The organism is uncultured Acidaminococcus sp., assembly GCA_900538365.1.
In the GTDB taxonomy this organism is placed as follows: Bacteria; Bacillota; Negativicutes; order Acidaminococcales; family Acidaminococcaceae; genus Acidaminococcus.
Genome location: UPXT01000031.1, coordinates 1 through 23674, shown reverse-complemented (window position 1 = coordinate 23674; position 23674 = coordinate 1). Strand labels below are relative to the sequence as shown.

24 protein-coding genes are annotated in these 23674 nt (G+C 48.3%); all 24 read left to right on the top strand.

Annotated elements, in window-relative coordinates:
• The first annotated feature begins 176 nt into the window (after positions 1 to 176).
• Positions 177 to 1046 carry a diaminopimelate epimerase gene (gene dapF, locus QZQ08_RS06905; protein ID WP_366140898.1) on the top strand — a complete coding sequence of 290 codons (870 nt, stop codon included), beginning with the start codon at positions 177 to 179 and terminating at the stop codon, positions 1044 to 1046.
• A 142-nt stretch (positions 1047 to 1188) separates the two neighbouring features.
• Positions 1189 to 2388 carry an LL-diaminopimelate aminotransferase gene (locus QZQ08_RS06900; RefSeq protein WP_296329890.1) on the top strand — a complete coding sequence of 400 codons (1200 nt, stop codon included), beginning with the start codon at positions 1189 to 1191 and terminating at the stop codon, positions 2386 to 2388.
• Positions 2389 to 2456: 68 nt separating this feature from the next.
• Positions 2457 to 2921 (top strand): hypothetical protein, encoded by a 465-nt coding sequence (locus tag QZQ08_RS06895; RefSeq protein WP_296329887.1) that lies wholly within the window; start codon positions 2457 to 2459, stop codon positions 2919 to 2921.
• Positions 2922 to 3117: 196 nt separating this feature from the next.
• On the top strand, positions 3118 to 3957 hold the full coding sequence (locus tag QZQ08_RS06890) for an Mrp/NBP35 family ATP-binding protein (protein ID WP_296329884.1): 840 nt from the start codon (positions 3118 to 3120) through the stop codon (positions 3955 to 3957).
• 92 nt (positions 3958 to 4049) lie between these two features.
• Positions 4050 to 4670: a hypothetical protein gene (locus QZQ08_RS06885; RefSeq protein WP_296329880.1), complete on the top strand. Its 621-nt coding sequence runs from the start codon at positions 4050 to 4052 to the stop codon at positions 4668 to 4670.
• A gap of 345 nt (positions 4671 to 5015) precedes the next feature.
• Positions 5016 to 6029 (top strand): 3-deoxy-7-phosphoheptulonate synthase, encoded by a 1014-nt coding sequence (gene aroF / locus QZQ08_RS06880; RefSeq protein WP_296329875.1) that lies wholly within the window; start codon positions 5016 to 5018, stop codon positions 6027 to 6029.
• Between the two features lie 46 nt (positions 6030 to 6075).
• Positions 6076 to 6942, top strand: a complete 867-nt coding sequence (locus QZQ08_RS06875; RefSeq protein ID WP_296329872.1) for a prephenate dehydrogenase — start codon at positions 6076 to 6078, stop codon at positions 6940 to 6942.
• Positions 6929 to 7996, top strand: coding sequence for a 3-dehydroquinate synthase (gene aroB, locus QZQ08_RS06870; protein ID WP_296329871.1), 1068 nt, complete (start codon positions 6929 to 6931; stop codon positions 7994 to 7996). The genes QZQ08_RS06875 and aroB overlap by 14 nt, the downstream gene beginning before the upstream one ends.
• On the top strand, positions 7996 to 9273 hold the full coding sequence (gene aroA, locus QZQ08_RS06865) for a 3-phosphoshikimate 1-carboxyvinyltransferase (protein ID WP_366140899.1): 1278 nt from the start codon (positions 7996 to 7998) through the stop codon (positions 9271 to 9273). Before aroB ends, aroA begins: the two co-directional genes overlap by 1 nt.
• Positions 9270 to 10361: a chorismate synthase gene (gene aroC, locus QZQ08_RS06860; RefSeq protein WP_296329865.1), complete on the top strand. Its 1092-nt coding sequence runs from the start codon at positions 9270 to 9272 to the stop codon at positions 10359 to 10361. The genes aroA and aroC overlap by 4 nt, the downstream gene beginning before the upstream one ends.
• Positions 10361 to 11209 carry a prephenate dehydratase gene (gene pheA / locus QZQ08_RS06855; protein WP_296329861.1) on the top strand — a complete coding sequence of 283 codons (849 nt, stop codon included), beginning with the start codon at positions 10361 to 10363 and terminating at the stop codon, positions 11207 to 11209. Before aroC ends, pheA begins: the two co-directional genes overlap by 1 nt.
• A 21-nt stretch (positions 11210 to 11230) precedes the next feature.
• On the top strand, positions 11231 to 12064 hold the full coding sequence (locus QZQ08_RS06850; protein WP_296329858.1) for a shikimate dehydrogenase: 834 nt from the start codon (positions 11231 to 11233) through the stop codon (positions 12062 to 12064).
• The gene (locus tag QZQ08_RS06845; protein WP_296329856.1) at positions 12057 to 12554 is read left to right on the top strand and encodes a shikimate kinase; all 498 of its coding nucleotides are present in this window, start codon (positions 12057 to 12059) and stop codon (positions 12552 to 12554) included. The genes QZQ08_RS06850 and QZQ08_RS06845 overlap by 8 nt, the downstream gene beginning before the upstream one ends.
• A 133-nt stretch (positions 12555 to 12687) precedes the next feature.
• Positions 12688 to 13635, top strand: a complete 948-nt coding sequence (locus QZQ08_RS06840) for a hydroxymethylglutaryl-CoA lyase (RefSeq protein ID WP_296329852.1) — start codon at positions 12688 to 12690, stop codon at positions 13633 to 13635.
• A gap of 161 nt (positions 13636 to 13796) precedes the next feature.
• Positions 13797 to 13919, top strand: coding sequence for a hypothetical protein (locus tag QZQ08_RS06835; protein WP_296329849.1), 123 nt, complete (start codon positions 13797 to 13799; stop codon positions 13917 to 13919).
• Between the two features lie 170 nt (positions 13920 to 14089).
• Positions 14090 to 14896 carry a sugar phosphate isomerase/epimerase gene (locus tag QZQ08_RS06830; protein ID WP_009015143.1) on the top strand — a complete coding sequence of 269 codons (807 nt, stop codon included), beginning with the start codon at positions 14090 to 14092 and terminating at the stop codon, positions 14894 to 14896.
• A gap of 19 nt (positions 14897 to 14915) precedes the next feature.
• Positions 14916 to 15776, top strand: coding sequence for a shikimate dehydrogenase (locus QZQ08_RS06825; protein ID WP_016459772.1), 861 nt, complete (start codon positions 14916 to 14918; stop codon positions 15774 to 15776).
• Positions 15777 to 15806: 30 nt separating this feature from the next.
• Positions 15807 to 16361, top strand: coding sequence for a TRAP transporter small permease (locus QZQ08_RS06820; RefSeq protein ID WP_296329842.1), 555 nt, complete (start codon positions 15807 to 15809; stop codon positions 16359 to 16361).
• Positions 16361 to 17659, top strand: a complete 1299-nt coding sequence (locus tag QZQ08_RS06815; protein WP_296329840.1) for a TRAP transporter large permease — start codon at positions 16361 to 16363, stop codon at positions 17657 to 17659. Before QZQ08_RS06820 ends, QZQ08_RS06815 begins: the two co-directional genes overlap by 1 nt.
• A 66-nt stretch (positions 17660 to 17725) precedes the next feature.
• Positions 17726 to 18802, top strand: a complete 1077-nt coding sequence (locus tag QZQ08_RS06810; protein ID WP_296329838.1) for a TRAP transporter substrate-binding protein — start codon at positions 17726 to 17728, stop codon at positions 18800 to 18802.
• Positions 18803 to 18838: 36 nt separating this feature from the next.
• Positions 18839 to 19723 (top strand): DMT family transporter, encoded by an 885-nt coding sequence (locus QZQ08_RS06805; RefSeq protein WP_296329836.1) that lies wholly within the window; start codon positions 18839 to 18841, stop codon positions 19721 to 19723.
• A 51-nt stretch (positions 19724 to 19774) separates the two neighbouring features.
• Entirely contained in the window at positions 19775 to 20707 is a 933-nt protein-coding gene (locus tag QZQ08_RS06800) for a LysR family transcriptional regulator (protein WP_296329834.1), read from the top strand.
• A 5-nt stretch (positions 20708 to 20712) separates the two neighbouring features.
• On the top strand, positions 20713 to 22548 hold the full coding sequence (locus QZQ08_RS06795; protein ID WP_296329829.1) for a thiamine pyrophosphate-binding protein: 1836 nt from the start codon (positions 20713 to 20715) through the stop codon (positions 22546 to 22548).
• A gap of 175 nt (positions 22549 to 22723) precedes the next feature.
• Positions 22724 to 23605, top strand: coding sequence for an oxaloacetate decarboxylase (locus QZQ08_RS06790; RefSeq protein ID WP_296329824.1), 882 nt, complete (start codon positions 22724 to 22726; stop codon positions 23603 to 23605).
• Positions 23606 to 23674 lie beyond the last annotated feature (69 nt).

Below are 23674 nucleotides of genomic sequence, written 5' to 3'. Positions count from 1 at the left end.
GAGTTCCTAAAAGGCGATTTAGTTGTGGGGCACCCCAACATTTGACAAAGAACCTCTTTTTTTGTTTTTTTATGGGAAATTATCTTTGGTTGACCCTCTTTTTCAATTCTTCTATAATGGAACTGGTTTTGAGCTGTTCCTATGCGATTCTTTATGTTGAGGGGGTTCCTATGAAACTGAAATTTACTAAAATGCAGGGTTGTGGCAATGACTATCTTTATGTCAATTGTATGGACAGAATGATTCCTGAACCTGGGAAGATTTCGGCATACGTCAGTCCACGGCACCTTTCCGTTGGTTCTGATGGGCTGATTTGTATCTGCCCGTCTGATAAGGCTGATTTTCGGATGCGCATGTTCAATGCTGATGCGTCGGAGGGCATGATGTGCGGCAACGGGTCGCGCTGCATTGCAAAATATGTTTATGATAAGGGGCTTACTCGAAAAAATCCGATTACCCTGGAGACCTTAAGCGGCATCAAGACCATCGCTATGGACGTGGCCGACGGTCAGGTTGTATCTGCTACTGTTGATATGGGAGTTCCCATAACGGATCCTCCTTCCATTCCCATGAAGTGGGAGAAAAGCACTTGTCTTGATGAGGCCATTACGGTCACTGTCGATGGGGAATCCCTTACGCTCCGCGGAACCGGTGTGTCCATGGGAAATCCTCATTTTGTAACCTTTGTTGAGGCCGTGGCCACGGCCCCTGTTGAAAAAGTGGGCCGCATCATTGAGCATTCTTCCTATTTCCCGGAACGGGTCAATGTGGAATTTGTTGAGATCGTGGATGATAACCATGTCAAGTTCCGTGTCTGGGAACGCGGCAGTGGGGAAACCCTTGCCTGCGGAACCGGTGCCTGCGCTGTTGCCTATACGGCCATTACCTTGGGCAAAGCAGGACGCCGTGATAAATTCCTTACCGTTGAAGCTGTTGGCGGACCCCTGCAGCTCAATTATCGCAGCGATGGTCATATGATGATGAAGGGACCGGCTGTCACTGTGTATGAAGGAGAGATGGAGATTCCCGATGATATCCTGGAATAAACAGATTGTGAATTTATTAAGGAATTTTCCTTAAAAGATGTACAATTTTATTGACAAGGTCATAGTTTTACACTACAATGAGGAAAGCTTATTTTTCATTATATAACCTAATTCAGTGGATGTTGAGGGGGAATTATTACCTATGGCAATTGTAAATGGAAATTATGCAAAGCTTCAGGATAGCTATCTTTTTACGGATATTGCAAAGCGAGTTGCTGCGTTTACCGCAGCCCATCCGGAAAAGAAAATCATCAAGATGGGGATTGGCGATGTCACATTGCCTTTGGCACCATGCGTAGTAGATGCAATGAAAAAGGCGGTTGAGGAATTAGGCCATAAGGAAACGTTTCGCGGCTATGGTCCAGAACAAGGCTATGAGTTCCTGCATGAGGCCATCCAAAAGTATTACGCCCGTCATGGTGTGAAACTGGATACAAAGGATATTTTTATCAGTGATGGGGCCAAAAGTGACTGCGGCAATATCACGGATCTTTTTGAAGATACAAATGTTGTTCTCGTTCCTAATCCCGTTTATCCGGTTTATGCGGATACGAACACGATGCGGGGCCGCAAGATTCTTTATATGAACGGAACCCCGGAAAATCATTTCCTGCCCATGCCTGATGACAGCGTGAAAGCGGATATCATCTATCTGTGCTCACCAAATAATCCGACAGGAGCTGTTTATACACGGGAACAGCTGGAGAAATGGGTCGCTTATGCACGGAAGAATGACGCCATCATCCTTTATGATGCAGCTTATGAGGCTTTCATTACGGACCCATCCATTCCTCGCAGCATCTTTGCCATCCCTGGTGCCCGTGAATGCGCCATTGAATTTTGTTCTTTCTCCAAGACGGCTGGTTTTACCGGAACCCGGTGCGGCTATACGGTTGTTCCTCAGGAATTGGTTCGCCGGACACCCGATGGGAGGGAACTCCATCTCAATACGATGTGGCTCCGCCGTCAGACGACAAAATTCAATGGGGTCAATTATTTTGTGCAGCGCGGCGCGGAAGCTGCCATGTCCGTCCTAGGCGAGAAGCAGTGCGGTGATATGCTGGAGTATTATCGGGAAAATGCCCGCATCATGATGCGCACCTTTGATCAAAAGGGGTATACTTACTTTGGCGGTGTTCATTCCCCCTATGTTTGGATGCAGTGCCCGAACGGGATGAAAAGCTGGGAATATTTTGATTATCTCCTGAACAAACTTGCCATCGTTGGGACCCCTGGCTCCGGTTTCGGCAGCATGGGTGAAGGATACCTTCGTTTGACTGCGTTTGGCAGTCGTGAAGGGACGATTGAAGCGATGGAAAGGATTGAAAAGGATTCACTGTAATTAGCAAAAATCATTATTATCGTGTATAATGGAAGAAATTATAATTTTGTAAGGAAGGGATGACAAACATGAAAAAATTGATTGCTTTACTTGTTATGGTTATGAGTCTTGGCCTGTCTAGCCTCGGCCTTGCAAGTCCTGCCAGTGATGCCCTTAAAATGGAAGAACAGGCTGTTGACGCTGTAATGAAGGTGCTCACGTCTAATACGGACTTGGCGACGGTTGAAACCTATTTCACACCGGAACTGAAGAAGAACTTCACGTCCGCTGCACTCAAAACCACGAAAAAGAATGTAGAAGACCAGATTGGCAAGATCTCTGATCTGAAACTGTACCAGCTCCGTCGTTTTGACAATGCGGATGAGCTTGTTTATGTTGGTAAGGCCAACAAATCCCCGAATGCCCGTGTCGTTGTAATCTTTGACACGAAAGGACGCAAACCCATGATGAATGGTCTTGTCATCATGCCCGCCGATATCCAAAAGGAAATCCAGCAGGCTCAGGCTGCACAACAGGCTAAAAACAAAAAATAATGAACTGGGGAGGAACAATCTGGGAAGAAGCTTTTCTTCCCAGATTTTTTTATGCGCAAAAGGTCCTTACTAGGCGTTTCCAGACGCTTAGCCTGCTGCAGGGAATAGGGGGAGGGGGTTTGCAAAGGTCATTGAATTTCTGTATAATAACGGGGTACAGTAGTCTCCTAAGGAGGCAAAGGGAAGGAGTCTTATTATGTCAGATTGTGATCACTGCTCTCAGTCGAGCTGCGCAGGCTGCCCTTCTGCAGGTGAGAAGAAAGTCAATCCTCAGGACGTGGCTATTCATCAATTCCTTGGCCAGGTTAACCATAAATACATTGTCATGAGCGGAAAAGGCGGCGTGGGAAAGTCTACGGTATCTGTCGATCTTGCCCTGCTTTTGGCGGAAAAAGGTTTTAAGGTCGGTCTTCTTGATGTGGATCTTCACGGTCCAAGCGTTGCCGGTATGCTTGGTTTTTCCAATGCCCATTTGATGGCAAAGAAAGATCGTCTCCTGCCTTTTGAAGTCAATAAGAACCTCTGCTTCATTTCAGCCCAGGGACTGCTGCAAAGTGAAGATGATCCCCTCATTTGGCGCGGCCCTGTCAAGATTGGCGCCATTCGTCAATTCCTTTCCGATACGGATTGGCCAGCCCTTGACTATCTGATTATTGACTGCCCGCCAGGAACGGGTGATGAACCATTGACCGTTGTTCAAACTATCCCCGATGCGGAAGCCATCATTGTGACGACGCCGCAGAAGGTTTCCTTGGCCGATGTGCGTAAGTCCGTCAACTTCTGTGACATGGCACATATCAAGATTCGCGGCATCATTGAAAATATGAGCGGCTTTATCTGCCCTCACTGTGGGGAAAAGGTTGATATCTTCAAGTCCGGCGGCGGCCGGCAGCTGGCAGAGGAAAAACAGCTGCCTTTCCTGGGGCAGATTCCCATCGATCCCATGGTCGTTGCAGCTGAAGATAACGGCAAGCCGCTTCAGGACCTTAGTGAAGGCTGCCGTAAGGCCCTTGATGACATCGTAAATAAGCTGTGAGGCAAAAGGGGAGGGGGGAGCCTTAAGGCTCCTTTTTCCTTTGGCGTTGAAGGGGAGACTTTTGCTTCCTCTTTAAGAAAGGGTGAAAACTCGTGAAAAAACGAATGATGACGGCTCTTTTTATGGGTCTTTTCGGAGTGGTTCTATCTTTTAATGCTGCAAATGCAAATGAAAAACTCCCGCTTGCTGATGGAGAACTCTTTGTTTCTCAAAAAATTGTCGATGGAGGCAAGGTCTTATATAGGGGAACGGCTGCAACCGATAACTGGAACCATGATCCGGAGGTCACTCCAGACGGTTTTGTTGGAACGGCCTTCGTACCCCGTCAAGTTGTTCTTGAAAAGATCGATGCGGCTGGGACGGGGGAAGTCAAACGGATGTCTACAGCAAAAGAAAAAATCCAAAGCGCCCAGCAGAAATATCATGGCAAGGCTTATGACCCATTTCTTGTGATCTATACAGCCATGGATACAGAAGGACGGGGCGGCCAAATGACCATTCAGAAGGCGGAACTTTTTGGCCGTTTGCTCAATGTGACAGTTGCCATTGATGACCCCAAACGTACGGATAGCCATGAGGATGAAGCTTTATTTACCGAAAGCGCTTTGTGCCTTCCTTTAAAGGACCTGCCTCAATATGGAACCCTTCTCGTTCGTTTTGCAGATGTGACAGGTCATGGACTGGGCCTTCATTATGTCCAGCTTCAACTATAAAAATTGATACAAAAAGCTGATTTATTTCTATTTCAAGAAAATAAATTGGCTTTTTTATTGACCTTTTTATGATTTAGCGTTACACTTTAGCCATTCTAGTAGAGAAAGGACGGTTAGGCATGATGCAGATTGCTTTACTTGGAGAGGCTTTTGTGTATCGTTACCAGAGCTATTTTAGCTTTGGCTATTTTGCGTGCCCACAAAAGAATGCTTGTTCTACCGTAAAGCGAGTGCCGAATCCCCCTTGTGACTGATGATAGCAGGGCGGGTTTGATGATAGGTTTTGACCGTTCAAAGCAGACTCCTTACGAGCCTGCTTTTTTATTTTTAAGGAGGATGGTAGCAATGATTATCGTTATGAAAAAAAGTGCCCCAAAAGAAGCAATTGCAGAAGTGGAAGCGGGGCTCAAGAAACGTGGCTTTACAATCCATGAAAGCATGGGGGTAAACCAAACAATCTTGGGAATTGTGGGGGATACGAGTGTTTTGGACCCTGAAGAGTTCCTCGTCAATCCTGATGTGGAAAAGGCTCTGCGCGTGCAGGAACCTTTTAAACGGGCCAATCGTATGTTCCATCCCGATGACAGCATCATCGATGTAAGCGGTGTTCCTGTAGGCGGAAAAAAGTTTACCGTCATAGCAGGTCCCTGTTCTGTTGAAAGCCCGGAACAGATGAAAAAAATCTCCCATTCCGTGAAGGAAAGCGGTGCTTCCATGCTGCGCGGCGGTGCCTTTAAGCCCCGCACTTCCCCTTATTCCTTCCAAGGGCTGGGAGATAAGGGCCTTGACATGATCCGTGAAGCGGGCAGTAGGGAGCAGCTGCCTATCGTTACGGAAATCATGTCTGCCGACAAAATTGCGGAATTTGTCGAAAAGGTGGACCTTATCCAAGTAGGGGCCCGCAATATGCAGAACTTTACGCTTCTTAAGGAGCTGGGAAAGACGAATGTTCCAATCCTCTTAAAGCGCGGGCTTTCCGCTACTATCGAAGAGTGGCTCATGAGTGCAGAGTATATCATGAGTGAGGGCAATGAAAATATCATTCTTTGTGAACGAGGCATACGAACTTTTGAGACATATACCCGCAATACCCTGGATTTATCTGCTATTTGTGCCGTCAAACGGCTGAGCCATCTGCCTGTCATTGTTGATCCCAGCCATGCGACCGGAAAATCCTGGATGGTTGCCTCCATGGCACGGGCAGCCCTTGCAGCCGGTGCTGACGGGCTGATCATTGAGACCCACAACGACCCCCAGCATGCCCTTTGTGACGGAGCACAGAGTCTTACCTTGCCAGCCTTCCATGACCTTATGGAAGACCTTCGTAAAATCGCTCCTGTCGTGGGCCGCGAGCTGTAATCCCCTTAGAAGTAAAGAAGCAGAGTAGGAGAAAGGAACCATTCACATGAAGTCACTGGAAGAAACGACGTTTGCCATCATTGGATTAGGCCTTATTGGCGGCTCCTATGCCAAGGCCCTGAAGAACCGGAAGGCCCATAGGATCATCGGCATGGACCGCAATCATATTGTTTCCCTTATGGCTAAGGATGAGGGGTATATTACAGATATTGCTGATGAGAATCCGTCCCTTTTGCAGGAAGCGGATATCATCATCTGCGCCATATATCCCGGGGGCTTTGTTTCTTTTGTCAAGGACCATGTGAAGGATTTCAAAAAGGACGTCCTGCTTACGGATGTAATGGGAATCAAAGGCAGTATTCCCGATGAAATTGATAGGCTTTTGGGACCGGAAATGGATTTTGTCCCGGCTCATCCGATGGCCGGACGGGAAGGCAAAGGATATGGTCAAAGTACCTCCCGGATTTTCGAAGGGGCGAATTTCATTCTCATCAAGCGCAAAGAAAATCGGCCGGAAAACGTAGCCTGGCTTCGTGCAATCGCCCTTCAGATTGGCTGCGGCAGGGTTGTTGAACTCTCTGCCAGGGAGCATGACGGCATCATTGCCTACACAAGTGATTTACCCCATATCATGGCGGTGTCCCTCATGAACAGTGATTCCATGCAGGAAAATATCAAGTACTTCATTGCTGGCAGCTTCCGTGATGTAACAAGGGTCGCCGATATCAATGGAACGCTGTGGTCAGATCTCTTTCTCCTGAATAAGGAACCTGTCATTGAAGAAATTGAGCGCCTTGAAACCCAGCTGGAAAGATGGAAAAAAGCGTTAAAGGAGGAAGACAGAAAGACACTCCTTGCCATGATGGATGAAGCAAAGAAGAAGAGAAGGGATATGTTCTATGGAAAAAATTAATGTTGCTCTTGGAAAGGATTCCTATACCATTGAAATCGCCCGGGGTCTGTGGCAGCATGTCGGAACAAAGATCCGCCGCCTTTCTCAAGCTGAAAAAGCGGCTATTATCACGGATGACACAGTGGATGCCCTTTATGGGAAAGCAATCGAAGAAAAACTTTCCAAGGAAGGCTTTACGGTTCGCCGTTTTGTTTTTCCTCATGGGGAAAACCATAAGACACTTGCGGTCTTTGAATCCATGGTTCGGTCCTGCGCCCAGTTTGGAATGACCCGGTCGGATCTGGTTGTGGCTTTGGGCGGCGGTGTCGTGGGAGATCTTGCTGGCTTTGTGGCCGCGTCTTATCTGCGGGGGATTGATTTTATCCAGATCCCAACAACGTTACTTTCCCAGATTGACAGCAGCGTCGGCGGTAAGGTCGCTGTGGATTTGCCCGAAGGAAAAAATCTCGTAGGTGCTTTCTACCAGCCGCGAGGCGTATTTATCGATCCAGATCTTCTTGACACCTTGCCGGTCCGTTACCTCCATGACGGCTTTGCAGAGGTCATAAAATGCGGAGCTTTCGGCAGTGCCGACTTTTTTGCCGCGTTGGAATCGCTTCCTGATGATCGGGCCATCTTTGCTGCAGCTGAATCCATCATTCATCGCTGCATCCTTATCAAGGCTGCGGTTGTTGAAAAGGACGAACGCGATACGGGAGCCCGTATGGTTCTTAATTTTGGTCATACCATCGGACATGCTGTGGAACGGTATTATCACTATGAAAAGTATACCCATGGGGAAGGTGTTGGCATTGGCATGGTCCGTCTTACCCAAAATGCGGAGCGCCTAGGCCTTGCCCAAAAGGGGACTGCCCAGAAAATCAAGACCTTGCTGGCTCGTTTTGGTCTTCCTACAGGCGTTTCCATGAACCCGGAGGACCTTGTTCGCGGCATTGCCCTGGATAAGAAAAAAAGGGGGCATGAAATTACTCTTGTGATTGTTCCGGAAATCGGTCAGCATCTTTTGAAGAAAATTTCGTTTGATGAGTTGATGCCATTTGTGGAGGATGAATGATGACGACCTTGACCTTGACACCTTCGCTTTTAGCGGGAACGGTAACGGTTCCCTCTTCCAAAAGCATGGGCCATCGTTTCCTTATCTGTGCTGCCCTTGCCCAAGGCGAGAGCTGGATCCGTGATGTCAGTTTTTCCAAGGACATTGCCGCGACTAAACGCTGTCTGGAAGCGCTTGGCGCGACCATTACGGAAGCGAAAGGGGAAAAAGGACGAAAAAACTATTTTGTAAAAGGGCAGCAGCCTCATCAAAAATCTCCTCTTATGGACTGCGGAGAATCGGGTTCAACCCTGCGTTTTCTTATTCCCTTGGCAGCCCTTGACGGCAATTGCTACAATTTCATTGGTGAAGGCGAACTGGGGACACGTCCCTTGACACCATATGAAACCATCTTTAAGGAAGAAAACCTTCAGTTCCATTATGGATCGGAGCGCCATTTTCCTCTTTCGGTCCAAGGGCCCCTAAAGAGCGGCCATTTTGTGGTCCCCGGTGATGTAAGCAGTCAGTTCATCAGCGGCCTTCTTTTTGCCTTGCCGCTCCTTCAGACGGATTCCACGATTGAAATCACTGGCCCTTTTGAATCCCAAAGCTATGTGGCACTTACCCTGTCCGCCCTGAGCACATTCGGTATCCACGTTTTCCAGGATGAGCCGCGCTTGTATCGCGTCTTAGGCGGTCAGGCCTATCGGCCCTACAGCGGCAGTGTAGAAGGAGACTTTTCTCAAGCTGCCTTTTTCCTGGTTGCCGGTGCGTTAGGAAAGGGGATATCGATTCGAGGCGTTAAGACAAATTCCCTTCAGGGAGATAAGGCAATTCTTCCAATTTTGCAGCGTATGGGAGCCAAAATTGAAGAAGGACCGGAAAGCCTAACGATTTATCCCTCAGTTCTTCATGGTATCCGCATCGATGCATCGGACTGCCCCGATCTTGTTCCCATTCTTTCCGTAGCCGCTGCCCTCGCCAAAGGCACGACGGAAATCACCCACGCAGAACGGCTCCGCCTTAAGGAATGCGATCGCCTTAAAGCTATGGCAACGGAACTTATTAAAATGGGGGCCAAAATTGAGGAGCGTCCCGATGGCCTTGTTATCAGGGGCATACCGATGCTTCACGGTGCAGGGCTGGATAGCTGGAACGATCATCGTGTTGCTATGAGTCTTGCCATTGCCTCAACGCGTTCGGACGGTCCTGTTATCCTAACCGGCAGTGAAAGTGTGCAGAAATCGTATCCTCAATTTTGGCAGGACTATGAATCATTAGGAGGAAAAATCAAATGAGTTCTACAGTCGGAATGCGGCTTCGTATGACTATCTATGGCGAATCACACGGTCCTTCCATCGGAATCGTTCTTGATGGCCTGCCGCCCAATATCACACTCGACCTAGACGCCATTGAAAAGGAAATGGCTCGGCGCGTACCAGGGCAGTCTCCTCTTTCTACCCATCGAAAGGAAACGGATCAATTCACCATTGAAAGTGGTTTTTTTGAAGGAAAGACAACCGGAATGGCCCTATGTGCCCGCATTGTGAATCACGATGCCCATTCCAAAGACTATTCCCTCCTAAAGGATGTCATGCGTCCAAGCCATGGTGATTATCCGGGATATGTGAAGGCCCATGGGGCCAATGACTATCGTGGCGGTGGGGCCTTTTCGGGCCGCCTTACAGCGCCCCTTGTCTTTGCAGGTGCTGTGGCTAAACAGCTGCTGCGCCAAAAAGGAATCGTCGTCGGTGCTCATATAGCCCGCATTGGTACGGCTTGTGATCGACCTTTCCATCCGTTGGGAGAAACTGAGGAAACGTTGCTTCACCTTGGGAATCATTACCTTGCCACATTGGATGATAAAGCGCGTGCTGTCATGGAAAGCGTCATCCGTTCTGCCCAGGAAGACAAGGATTCCGTTGGCGGCGTCATCGAATGTATGGCTCTTCACCTTCCCGTGGGGATTGGGGAACCCTACTTCGATTCTGTGGAAAGCACGCTGAGCCGGCTACTTTTTTCCATTCCTGCTGTTAAGGGCGTGGAATTTGGTGATGGATTTTCCCTTGCCGGAATGCGGGGTTCCGAGGCCAATGATCCGATGACAATCAAAGGAGATAAGGTCGTTACGACGACAAACCACAATGGCGGCATTCTAGGAGGTCTTACAACGGGCATGCCCCTTTTGTTCCGTGTTGTCGTAAAACCAACGGCTTCCATTTATAAACCGCAGCATACTGTGAATATCAAGACCCATGAGGAGACCATCCTAGAAATTAAGGGACGCCATGATCCCTGCATCGTGCCCCGTGCCGTTCCCGTTGTGGAAGCCATGACGGCTTGGGCCCTGTGTGACCTCATGCTTTGCCGGGAGCGTGAACTTTAATGGGACTGGCAAAACGTAAGATTGGATATCAAGGGGTGCCCGGGGCTTACAGTGACCTTGCAGCAACCAGCTTTTTTGAGGACACGGATTATGAAAAAAAGGCCTTCCCTTACTTTGAGGATGTTGTTGTCGCCGTCATGGACGGTACCATCGACTACGGGGTCCTTCCCATTGAAAATTCTTCCACGGGCGGCATTACAGATGTCTATGACCTGATCCGAAAATACCATACCTATATTGTAGGGGAAAAGATTATCAAGGTGGAGCACTGCCTCCTTGTCTATGGTGACACACAACTGGAAGAAATTCGGGAGGTCTATTCCCATCCACAGGGGCTGTCCCAGTGTCATGCCTTCTTTCGTACCCATCCTTTTTTGCGGGCCGTTCCCTGCAGCAATACGGCGGAAGCTGCCCGTATGGTCGCCGAACGGAAAGAGAGAAGGCTTGCTGCCGTGGCTGGCATCAAAGCCGCAGAAACCTATGGCCTGACAGTTCTCATGCGCGGTATCCAGACAAATCAAAGTAATTATACCCGCTTTGTCATTATTGGGAAGGAAAAAGAAATCAGCCCCAAGGCAGATAAAATGACCCTTGTCGTGACCCTGCCCCATGAGCCCGGTTCCCTGTACCGCGTCCTTTCCCATTTTGATGAGGAATCCATTAATATGACGAATATCGAGTCCCGTCCCATCCCGGGACGGCCATGGGAGTATTTTTTCCACATGGATATTTTTGCTCACGAAACGGACGAAGCAGTTCAGCGGGCCCTTCGAGGCATTCAAGGGGAACGGGCTCATTATACCCTCTTAGGAAATTATGAAGCCGATGGAACCATGTTCCATCTGTAGGAGAGAAGATAGGAGATTGTCATGAAGGTAGGACTTGTAGGAAAGGTCTTGGGCCATAGTTGGTCCCCCAAGATTCATAAAGCCTTTTTTAAAGAAATGGGAATAGCAGGAACCTATGAACTTATCGAGGTTCCTCAAGATAAAATTGACCATTTTTTTGCCTCGGCAGCTCAGCATTTTGACGGCCTCAATGTCACCATTCCTTACAAAGTGAAGGCCCTTCAGCATATGCCTGCCATGAGCCAGGCCGCCCAAAAGATTGGGGCAGCCAATACCCTTGTTTTTACCAAGGAGCGGAAGGAAGCCCATAATACGGATTATCTGGGGTTTGGCAGGCTTCTTGCCCATGAAGGCATCCATCTTTCTGGAAAAAGGATCATTGTCCTTGGAACAGGAGGCGCGGCTCGTGCCGTTCTGCAGTATGTCCTCGATCAGGGACCGAAGGAAATCATTATCATGGCGCGCAATATGGAAAAAGGCAAGCGGGAACTGAGTGACTTCCTTGAGCGGGCACCGGAGGTTACCATGATGGACTATGCTCATCAGCGAGATCTTCCTTTCCATGATACCATCATCAATACGACGCCTGTGGGAATGAGCCCCCATGCGGGATTTTCACCCGTCCGTCCTGAGGTCTTTGCAAAGACGCGGGAAGCCGCTGTCGATATTGTTTATAATCCGACAGAAACGAAGTTCATGCACCTTGCCAAAAGAGCAGGCGTGCCAAGCTGTAATGGTCTTTATATGCTTGTTGCCCAAGCCATTGCCTCTGAAGAAATTTGGCTGGACCAAAAAGTAGACGGCTCCATTGTAGAGCGTATCGCAGCTCTTTTAGAGGAGGAACTGCATGGATAACCTCATTTTTATTGGGCTCCCAGGCTGCGGGAAAAGTACCATTGGAGCCCTGGTGGCAAAAGCCCTGTCCCTGCCATTTTACGATGCGGATGTCGTAACGGAACGTCTTGCTGGTGAAACCATTCCCCATATGTTTGAAAAAGGGGAAGCTTATTTTCGGACAAGGGAAACAGAAGCGATTCGTCAGCTTTGCCAAAAGGATTGCTGCGTCATTTCCTGCGGCGGCGGTGTTGTGACGAGAAAGGAGAATATGGCCCTTCTAAAAAAAACCGGAACCATCTTTTTCCTTGACCGTGATGTAGAAGCTATCATTGCCTCCGTTGATACCTCAACACGGCCCCTTCTTAAAGAGGACGCGGAGAAAGTTCGGGACCTTGACCAAAAACGGCGCCCTCTTTATGAAGGCTATGCCGATGTCAAGATTCCTGTGGGAAGCGCATTCAAAAAGACAGCGGCTTTCATTGTGGAGATTTGTAACAAGCGGACTTGATAGAATCTTCCTATGAATTCAATAGAAAACTGAATAATGACAAAATTTTCTGCCCCTTATACAATGAAGACAGAACAATCGGTTTTACTGTCCTGCTTCTGGAAGAAGCAGAGAAAATGGGAGGAAATGTGTCATGTTACCGAAAAAGATCCGCATCTGCGAAGTGGGCCTTCGCGATGGTCTCCAAAACGAAAAAAGAATGTTTACGACAGAGGAAAAGCTGGAACTCCTCGATGGGATGGGAAAAGCAGGCTTCAGCGTCATTGAAGTCGGGTCTTTTATGAGTCCTAAGGCAGTCCCCCAAATGGCCAATACTGATGAAGTCTATGAGAAGCTGGAGAAAGTCCCTGATGTGGAGTATCGTGCCCTCATTGCCAATCTGCGCGGAGTGGAGCGGGCCATTGCCTGCGGCTGCAAGAAGGTAAAGCTCAATGTTTCGGCAAGTAGGGCCCATAACCTGGCAAATCTCAACCGGACGCCGGAAGAAAGTGTTGCTCGCTTTGGTGACTGCGTTACCTGCGCCAAGGAAGCGGGTCTTGAGATTTCGGGATCCATCTCCATGGCTTTTGGATCTCCTTGGGATAAGGAAATCCCCATCGGTGCTGTCGCCTCCATCGTAGAAGCCTACATGGCGGTCGGTATCAATGAGATTTCCCTTTCTGATGCATCAGGTATGGCTTTTCCGCCCCAAGTTCAGGAAATCTGTGCCTACATGAAGAAGCATTATCCTAAAAACATGTGGTGGCTGCATTTCCATAACACGCGGGGCCTTGGCATGGCCAATATCCTTGCGGGCATGCAAAGCGGCTTCACCCAGTTTGATTCGAGCTTTGCCGGTGTGGGCGGCTGTCCTTTCGTTCCTGGTGCAGCAGGCAACGTGGCAACAGAAGACGTCCTGAACCTTTGTGAGGAAAGCGGCATCGATACAGGCATCGATTTTGATAAAGCCTTGGAAGTGAGCCGCCGTGTGGCTCAGCTGGTGGCCCATCCGACGGACAGCTATCTCCTGCGAGCAGGTAAGAGCAGAGATCTATTCCGGGAGATTCCTACGGGACAAGGTAAAAATGAAACCATGAAATGAGAAAGTGGATGATTTTTATCTTTTTTTTACTAGTTTTTTGAGAAAAAAATAAGACTCATAAGGGGAGTCGTACGAAATTGGCGTCGTGCGGCTCCTTTTCTTATGTTTTTGGATGCTGTCGGGAGAATCCATGAAGAATGATAAATTCATCGAATTTATTCATGAAAAGAAAATATAGAGTGGTGATAGGGAAGGAAATCGTAGACAAAAACAAGAAAATAGATGAACAAAATTGTAAAAATAAGGGAGCTTGTCTTCCCTATTTTGATGATGAAAAGGCGTAACTATGCCTGTTCTCAGGTTTCTACCTATTACTTGGCAAATAATATATCGATATTATTCATATATTTTTAAAAACAATGTATTGGAAATGTCAGAAAATTCATCCTACAATGGAACCATAAGAAAAGGCGGACTCATTACTTCCTGAACGGAAAAAGTAGGAGGATTCACTATGACAAGAAAAATTTCCTTGGCCTATCTTACAGTGCCGGGAATGGACCCTTTGGCCCAAGTCAAGATGGCATCAAAGGCGGGTTATGATTATGTTAGTCTGCGGACAATCCCTATGGGGCAGGCGGGGGAACCGCAGGTCCACTTGGAAAATAATCCAGGATTGTTCGCAAGTATTCAGGTTGCCTTAGAGGAGACATCCCTGCAGCCGCTCGATATCGAGTTGGTTCGAGTAAAGGAAGACCTTCCTCGTGATTACCGAGGTGCTTTTGAGTGTGCTGCAAAACTCGGATTTACAGACGTCCTTTCCAGTGTGTGGACAATGGATCATGGCTTTGCCGTCGACTGCTACGGAAAGATCTGTGAAGATGCCAAGGAATTTGGTCTCACCATGAATTTGGAGTTTCCTGTGATTTCGGGCCTTGTGAATCTGCCCGATACGCTCCAGTTCCTTAAGGAAGTCGGCGCCGATAACGCTAAAGTTCTTTTGGATATGCTCTACTGCTACTGGTCAGGCGTGACGGTGGAAGACCTCAAGAAGCTCGATCCCTCCTTAGTTGGCGTGATCCATCTTTGTGACTGCCCCAAAAATGAAAAAGCATACAAACCAGTTGAAATCATGCGGGAAGCACGGGAATATGTGGGCCGCGGTGCGATTCCCGTTAAGGACTACCTGAAAGTACTGCCTGAAGGGCCTTGTTCCATTGAACTTCCAAATAAAAAATATATAGAAACCTATGGAGAAGAAGGACACATCCGAAATTGTCTTGAAACGGCACGGGAGTATCTCACCGCAGCCGGTCTGTGAAGAAAGAAGGTCAGGAATGATGAAGGTCGATATCAATACGAAAATGATTACTCTTTTGGGACTTCCTTTGACGCAGTCCTTTGCTGCAAGGATGCAAAACAAAGGGTATGAAGCAGCTGGGCTCAATATGGTCTACTTTTATACGGAAACGGATAATGAGCATTTGGGAGATATTGTGAATGGCCTGCGATATATGAATTTTGCTGGATTTGCCGTAACAAAGCCAAATAAAGTCAAAGTGTTGGAGTATCTTGACGAACTTGATCCCCTCTGTCAAAAAATGGGGTCCAGCAACACCGTTGTCAAGACGCCAGAGGGCAAGCTTATCGGCTACAACACGGATGGCGTTGGTTTTTATACAGCCCTGACGGAAGAGGCCGGTGTGAAGGTCGATCAGTGTGTCTTCTTCTGCTTTGGCGGCGGCGGGGCGGGCCGCGCCATGTGTTCTATCCTTGCTTACCACGGGGCTCGCAAGATTTACATCACAGACAAGTTTGAAGGCTGTGCCAAGTCCCTCGTCGATGACATCAACAAGAATTTTGCTCCTGTCGCAGAGTTCGTCCCTTATGGAGACTTTTCGAAACTATCGGCCTGCGATGTGGTCCTTAACGCCAGCGGCGTTGGCATGGGGCGTTCCATCGGGGAAACGCCGCTCCCCAAGGAATACATGAAACCGGAACAGCTTTATTTTGACGCTTGTTATAATCCTGCAAAGACACAGTTTCTCCTGGATGCTGAAGCAAAAGGCTGCCGCATCCTGAACGGCCTTGGCATGAGCCTTTACCAAGGGGCTGCCCAGATTGAACTGTGGACGGGGAAGAAAGCTCCTGTTGAAGCGATGCGGGAAGAACTCCTCGCCATCCTTGCGGAAAAGAAATAATAGCTGAAAACAGCAAAGGAGGCATGCTGTATGCGCCTAATCAAATGGTTAGATGAACATCTTGAAGAAACCTTGATGATTATTCTCTTGATTATCATCGCTTGTGTCACCATGATCCAGGTCATTGTCCGAAAAGTTCCCTGGCTCACATCCCTTACCTGGGCTGAAGAATTTTGCCGGTTCATGTGGATCTGGAGCGTATTCATTTCCCTCCCCTATACCATTCGGATGGAGAATATGCTCCGCGTCGGTGTTCTCGTCGATCTTCTTCCCCAGGCCATGAAAAAGATCATTGGAATTATCGTAGATTTAATCAATATGTTCTGTATGGGCCTGTTGGGATTTTATTCCTTTGAAGTGTTGGAAAACATTTACACCAGCCATGAATTTTCACCGGCTATGGAATGGCCTATGTGGATTGTTTATGCGGTTATGCTCTTTGGATATGTCCTGGCAACTATCAGGGCCTTTCAGGTCATGATCCTTCATTTCAAACGGTTCCATGAACGGGAACTGACCACTCTTGAACAAACCATGCAGGATGCAGCTAAGGAAGCTGAAATGGCGAAAGGAGGAGATGAATAATGGCAGCATTACTTGTATTTGTTGTATTCCTTGTCGCAATCGCCGTTTCCATTCCTATTGGAACAAGTATGATCCTGGGCTCGATTTCCCCAATTCTCCTGATGCATCGGGGCGGGTCTCTCGTCCAGCTCATCAATAATACGTTTTCTGGTGCGAACTCCACGCCGATTCTTGCTGTGCCGCTCTTTATTTTGGGCGGGGTCATCATGGCAAAAGGCGGGATCAGCCGCAAGCTCTTCAACTTCTTTGCCTTCTTCGCTGGAAGGCTCCCTGGCGGCCTTCCCTGTGCTGTTATCCTGACCTGCCTGTTCTATGGAGCCATCTCTGGTTCCGGCCCTGCCACCACGGCTGCTGTCGGTGCTATGTGCGTACCTTTCTTGACGGATCTTGGTTATGATCGGACCTGGAGTGCAGGTCTTATAGCCGTTGCCGGCGGGCTTGGCGTCATCATTCCTCCTTCCATCCCCTTTGTGCTCTATTCCCTTGCAACGGGTGTATCAACAGGTGATCTCTTTTTAGGAGGCGTGTTCCCTGGCCTGCTTATTGGCGTCATGCTCATGGCTTATGCTGTCTTCTACTGCGTGAAACATGGCGAAGACAAGGAAAAGATCAATGCTCGTATGGAAGAACTCAAAAAAGAAGGCCTTCCGAAACTATTCAAGGACAGCTTTTGGGCACTTCTTTGCCCGGTTGTTGTCTTGGGCGGTATCTACAGCGGTTTTGTAACACCGACGGAAGCGGCAACGGTATCCGTTTTCTATGCGCTCTTTGTTTCTCTCTTTATCTATAAAACCATTTCCTTTAAAGAATTGATTCCTCTTTGTGCAGAATCAGTAAAAACATATGGTGGTCTTGCTTTCGTCCTTGCTTTTGCTACGGCTTTTGGTCGTGTTCTCAGTTTAACCCGCGCCACTCGTGCCGTGGAAACCTTCATCTTGGGAAATTTCCATTCCGGCATTGCTGTCCTGAGCGTACTTGTCATTATCTTCCTGCTTCTTGGGATGGTCATGGATACAGGGCCTGCCATCATTATCCTGGCTCCTGTCTTGCTGCCAGCTTGTGAGAAATTGGGCGTCGATCCAGTTCATCTTGGTGTTATCCTCGTTTGCTGTCTGTCCATCGGACTTGCAACACCGCCTTTTGGTCTCGATCTTTTCGTGGCAGGAAATATTGCCCAAGAACAGCCCATGGATGTTGCGAAAAAGGCTGTGCCCTTTATCGTATCCTTCCTTGTGGCCCTCGTCCTCATCACTTATGTTCCTTGGTTCTCGACCTATCTTCCAAGCGTTGTGAAATAGTTCTTTTTCCCCAGGAGCCCTTTCTGGGGATCCCATGAAGGAATTCATTTTAAGGAGGTTTTTTTCATGAAGAAAACGTTTCGTAAACTGGCGGCTGCTGTATTGACTGGTGTTCTGGCTCTTTCCCTTGCTGGCTGCGGCGGTGATTCAAAAGAACAGAAATCTGCCGGGAAAGGCGAATATGCTAATCTGAAGGAAGTTGTCCTCATCGGGGCGGATACGGCCGGCAAGGGATCGGCAGGTCAACAGTTTGGAGAACTCGTTTCCAAAAAAGTTGATGAAATTACAGGTGGTAAACTCCAGATTGAATACCATCCAAACGGAGACCTCGGTGGGGATGAAGACCTGCTAAGACAGCTAAAATCTAATGATATCCAAGTTTTTGTCAGTCAGCCCGCACCGGTTGTTTCCTTTATTCCTGAAATGGCTGTCTTTGACTTGCCCATGGCTTTTGCCAAATATGATGGTTCCACGATTGATAAGGTCCTCAATAATCCGGAGTCAAAGTTCTATAAACAGCTGGCTGCTGCCTATGACAAAGCAGGTTTTCATTATATGGGCATGCTGCAGAACGGTACCTTCCGTCTTACGACGGCCAATACCAACCTGAAGGATCTCGATGCCTATAAAGGCCTTAAGATCCGCACCATGAGTAACAAGAACCATATGGCTTTTTGGACTGCTATTGGTGCAGAACCGACACCGCTTGCTTTCTCTGAACTGTATTTTGCTCTGCAAAGCGGGACGGTTAACGCGGAAGAAAACGCAGCCGATACGGTTGTTACCATGAATTTCAACGAAGTCCAGAAATTCCTGGCTCCGACCAACCATGTCCTTTATACGAATCAGCTTGCTATGAATAAAAAAGCTTATGAATCGCTTGATCCTGCTTATCAGAAAGCCCTGAACCAGGCTGTGTCCGAAGCCCTGAAGGAACTGGCACCAAAACTGGGTGAAATCGACAAGCAGAACAAGGAAACCCTTGAGAAAAAAGGCATGACCATCATCAAATATGACAAGTCTTTCTATGATCAGGTTCTTGCCCTCGATTCCGTTAAAGCGCTCTACAAGGATATCAACAGCCAGATTAATGGCATTGGTGATGTCCTCATGCAGGAACTGGATGCCGCTGCGAAAAAATAAGTAGCTCTGTGCGACAGAAAGGAAGGTGGATGTGGGATGCCTCAAAAATGGTCAGCATTTTTCTACCTTGTATTCACCTTCTTTATCTGGAGCAATAACTACATCGGCGGAAAGGTGATTGCTGAGGCTGTACCGCCCTCCGTGCTTGCCATGATCCGCTCCTTTATTGGAACCATCTGTCTGTTTTGGATGGCAAGGAAGGAGCTGAAAACACCGATTGACCGGAAGGATCGCAAATGGTTTTTTCTTATTGGCATGTTGGCTTATTTTGTGACGTTCCAGATGGTGCAGCTTGGTATCAAATTGGCCGGGGCTTCCACGGCAGCCCTCATCAATTCCACCAACCCCGTTGTGATTACCTTCTTGGCAGGAATCATTCTTAAGGAACCCCTTACGGTCATTAAGCGAGTTTGTCTCTTTCTGGCCCTTCTCGGCACGTTCATTATTACTCAGGGTGCTTCTGGTTCAGGAGAAATCATGGGAATCCTCTTCATGATTATATCGGTTCTCTCCTTTGGGTTTGCCTCAATCCAGATGCGGCGCCTTACCCAAAAGTATGCCCCCATCTTGATTACGTTTTATGGGATGCTCATTGGCAGTCTCCTTTCTCTCCCTGTGGGAATCTACAGCAGTCTGCGGGAACCTGTCAGTCTGACGCCTTTTGTGGTGCTTGTTCTTCTTTACCTTGGCATCATGGGCTCTGGTGTGGCCCAGTTTACATGGACCAAGGCTCTGTCTGAACTGCCGGCAAGTACCTGTTCGCTTTTTTATCCGCTCCAAGCTGTTTTTTCTGCTGTTTTAGGTGCCTATTTGCTCGGAGAGTCCTTTACCGTTCACTTCTATTTGGGACTGCTTCTTATCTCGGCTGATATTCTCCTGAATTTTTGGGACACGAGACGGCAGTTTCCTGAAAAGGCTTGACGAAAGGCCTGTGTTTAAGGAATGATGAAGGGAAACAGAGGAGGGACCCCCATGAACCTACAATGGCTGATTTACTTTCAAACGATTGCAGAACTGGAAAACTACACTCAAGCAACAAAAAAACTCCATGTGAGCCAATCTAATCTGAGCCATGCTATGCGATCCTTGGAAGAGAAACTTGGTGTGGAACTATTTGAAAAGGATGGCCGGAATATCCGCCTGTCCAAATATGGGGAAATCTTTCTCCCTTATGTCAATAAAACGCTGGATTCCCTCGATGAAGGTGTCGCTAAACTTAAGGAATTCCTTGACCCCAATACAGGAACCATCGAACTTGCTGGTTTTCCTTCCGTGGCTCAGTTTTCAACGGACCTTATGGTTCGCTATCAGTCAGAAACAAATCGCTATGACGTGCATTTTCAGTATGCACAGATTGGCTGGTATGAAATCCATGAACTTATCGTATCTGGAAAAATTGACCTGTGCATTGCTACGAAATTTGAGGAATCGGAAGTGGCGGGTACTTATATTGGAGACCATCCCTTGGTTGTTATTGTTCCAGAAAACCATTATCTGGCGTCACGTGAAAGGGTGGATCTTCGGGAACTCCAGGATGAAAATTTTATTGGCTTCAATCAGAACGGGCAGCTTGCCCCGATGCTGCAAAAGATTTTTGCTTCCTTAGGCATTGAACCTCGGGTCGTTTCAAGGACACCCAGTGATCTCATCATTTATGGGCTGGTTGCCGGCGGACGCGGTGTATCCGTTGTTCCCTTCCCACTTACCCATTACGCGCCTTTTGGAACAAAGATCCTTTGCATTGAAAATGATATTCCCAAGCGGCGGCTCTACCTGCAGTGGAACAAAGAAAAGTTCCTCCCGCCGGCAGCTCGCTACTTCCGTGATTATGTAATCCGCAGTGAAGAAGTCTTCACGCAGTATTTTAAGAGAGTTAATATTGGTCCTGAGACCATAGGAGGATGAAAAAAATGGCAAAGAAACTGATTGCTGATTTGATGGTTGATTATCTCGAACGTCGGGATGTCAAATATGTCTTTGGCCTCTGCGGCCATACGGTCATTGGTATGCTCGATGCCCTGAGCCGTTCGAAAAAGGTGAAATATATTTCCAATCGCCATGAAGCGGTTGCCTCTACGGCAGCTGATGGCTATGCCCGCGTAACCCATAAGGCTTCTGTCGTCCTCTGCCATCTTGGACCAGGGCTGACGAATGTTTTGACCGGTGTAGCAAACGCCGCATTTGACTCCATTCCTATGGTCGTCATTGCAGGCGATGTACCGAGCTATTATTTTGGAAAGCATCCTCATCAGGAAGTCAATATGCATGGTGATGCCACGCAGTATAAGATTTTGGAACCCGTCGTCAAGCGTGCTTGGCGCGTTGATGATCCTGAATCCCTCGGGGAAATCATGGATAAGGCTTTCCGTTTGGCTGAATCGGGTCGCCCTGGACCGGTCCTCATTGATATGCCTATGGATATGTTCTCCCGCAAAGTGGAAGACTACCTATGGGATCGCACCTATAAGGACAGCCACATCACTATGAAACCGGCCCTTGATCCAGAAGCGGCCAAAGGTATTGCAAAAAAACTGGTCGAAGCAAAAAATCCGGTCCTTCATGCCGGTGGCGGCATCCTCCTTGCTCAAGCTTCGGACGAACTGGCTGCTCTTGCTGAATTCCTCGACATCCCCGTTTCCCGCACCCTGATGGGGCAGGGCTGCCTGCCAGATAATCATCCCCTCATGGTTGGTCAGACGGGCTTCTGGGGTCTTGAATTTACCCATTCCCTCACTGTAAACGCTGATGTCATCCTTGGCCTAGGCACCCGTTTTGCGGAAGCGGACAGCTCCAGCTGGTATCGGGGTGTCACCTTCGATCCCGACCATACGGAATTCCTCCAGATTGACATCGATCCCATGGAAATTGGCCGTAACTATCCTGTTTCCATCGGGGCCATTGGGGACCTCAAACTGGGCCTCAAACAAATCCTGGAAGAAGTCAAGAAAATCTGCCCTGAAGGGAAAAAGAATCCGGAACTGCGTGCCAAGATTGCCAAAGCGAAGAAAGCCTTCAAGGAAAGCAATGTTGCCATTTCTACGGATGGCCGTTTCCCCATGACGCCGCAGCGTATCCTCCATGATGTGAAAGCTGTCGTTCCGGAAGATGCTCATATCTTTACCGATGTGGGCTGGAATAAGAACGGCGTAGCTCAGCAGTTTGATGTTAACGTACCCGGCACGATTCATCACTCTTCCGGTCTTGCCACCATGGGCTTTGGTGCCTCTGCCGTTCTGGGCGGCAAGCTCGCAGCCCCCGATAAGGTCTGCCTGACCCTTACGGGTGATGGTGGCTTTGGCGTCAACCCGACTTGCCTTGCTACAGCTGTGGAGCAGGGCATTGCCTGCACTTGGGTTGTCATGAACAACTCTGCTTTTGGGACCATTGCCGGTCTTGAAAACGGAAACTATGGAACCAAGTTTGGTACCGTCTTCCAGACACCGGATGGCAAGAGCTATTCGCCGAGCTGGGCTGGTGTGGCTAAAGCCTACGGTGTAGAGTCCATCTGTGTCCAGTCTGCCGACGAATTCCTGCCGGCAATGGAAAAAGCCATGGCTGCCAACAAGGAAGGCCGTCCTTTCCTCGTGGAAGCTCCCATGGAAAACATCGTTGTCCCGACGCCGGGCTGCTGGAATATCAACGATATCTATAGCCCGAGTAATCTTGTCAAGGAAGGGAAACTGGTCAAGGATGAAAAGGGCCGCTTCGTCGCACCGAACCACGCAAAATCTCATAAAGGCAAATAAGTGAGAATTGAGGGGCCTTCCGAGATGGAAGGCCCCTTTTTGATAAGACATGGTTGGCAGGATCTATCCCACAATCTTAATAGAATGCTTCTATGGGTATGACAAAAAATGGATATTGGAGAATGCTCGCCAGTCTGTTCTATAATAGAGACAAACAAGAAAGGAAGGGTTTTGCATGCAAGAACGTATGACAACGAAACTGCGTCGGCTTCTTAAAGAAAAGGACTATCTCATGGCTCCTTGCGCCTATGACGCGTTGACAGCAAAATGTATAGAAGCATCAGGCTTTGACCTCATTGGGACGACGGGCTACGGCATGCATGGTGCCATGATCGGGACGCCTGACACGGGTCTTTTGGGGATGAATGAAACGGTGGCTGCTCTCAGCAAGATGCAAAATGCCGTTGATATTCCTATCCTCGCTGATGGGGAAGGCGGCTATGGCTCCGCCCTCAATGTTATCCGTATGATCCGGGAATATGAAAAGACCGGCATTGGAGGCGTCTTCATTGAAGACCAAACCCAGCCGCCTAACTGCCCCTTCATTATGAAACCTCAGCTCATCAGCAAGGAAGAAATGGTGGGCAAGATTAAAGCTGCCGTTGATGCTCGCCGTGACGATGACCTTGTCATCGTAGCTCGGACCGATGCACCCTTTGAAGAAGCGGTTGAAAGAGCCAATGCCTACATGGATGCCGGTGCCGACATGGTCAAGATTCTCCCTAAGACCCATGAGGAACTGCTGAAGCTCCCTAAATTGGTCCACGGACCGATTCATCTGGGCCTTTATGTAGGAAAAGGTATCAATGACGGCATGACCGCAAAGGACTGCGGGGAACTGGGCTATAAGATCATTACTTTCCCCATGAGCTGCCTTTTCGCAGAAGTCGCCGCTGTCATGAAAGTTCTGAAGTATATCAAGGAAAACGAGATGGTTGAGGGCTATCCTGGTGATCTTATTGCCTTTAACGACTACCTGAAATTCATCGGTGTCGACAAGATTAAGGAATACGGTAAGAAATACCTGAAAGGGCCACAGTACGACGGGCTTTTCTAAAATGGAACTAAAAAGGTTCTTTGTCAAATTTTGGGGTGCTAAAGTATCTATGCACTCCTGGAGAGGACA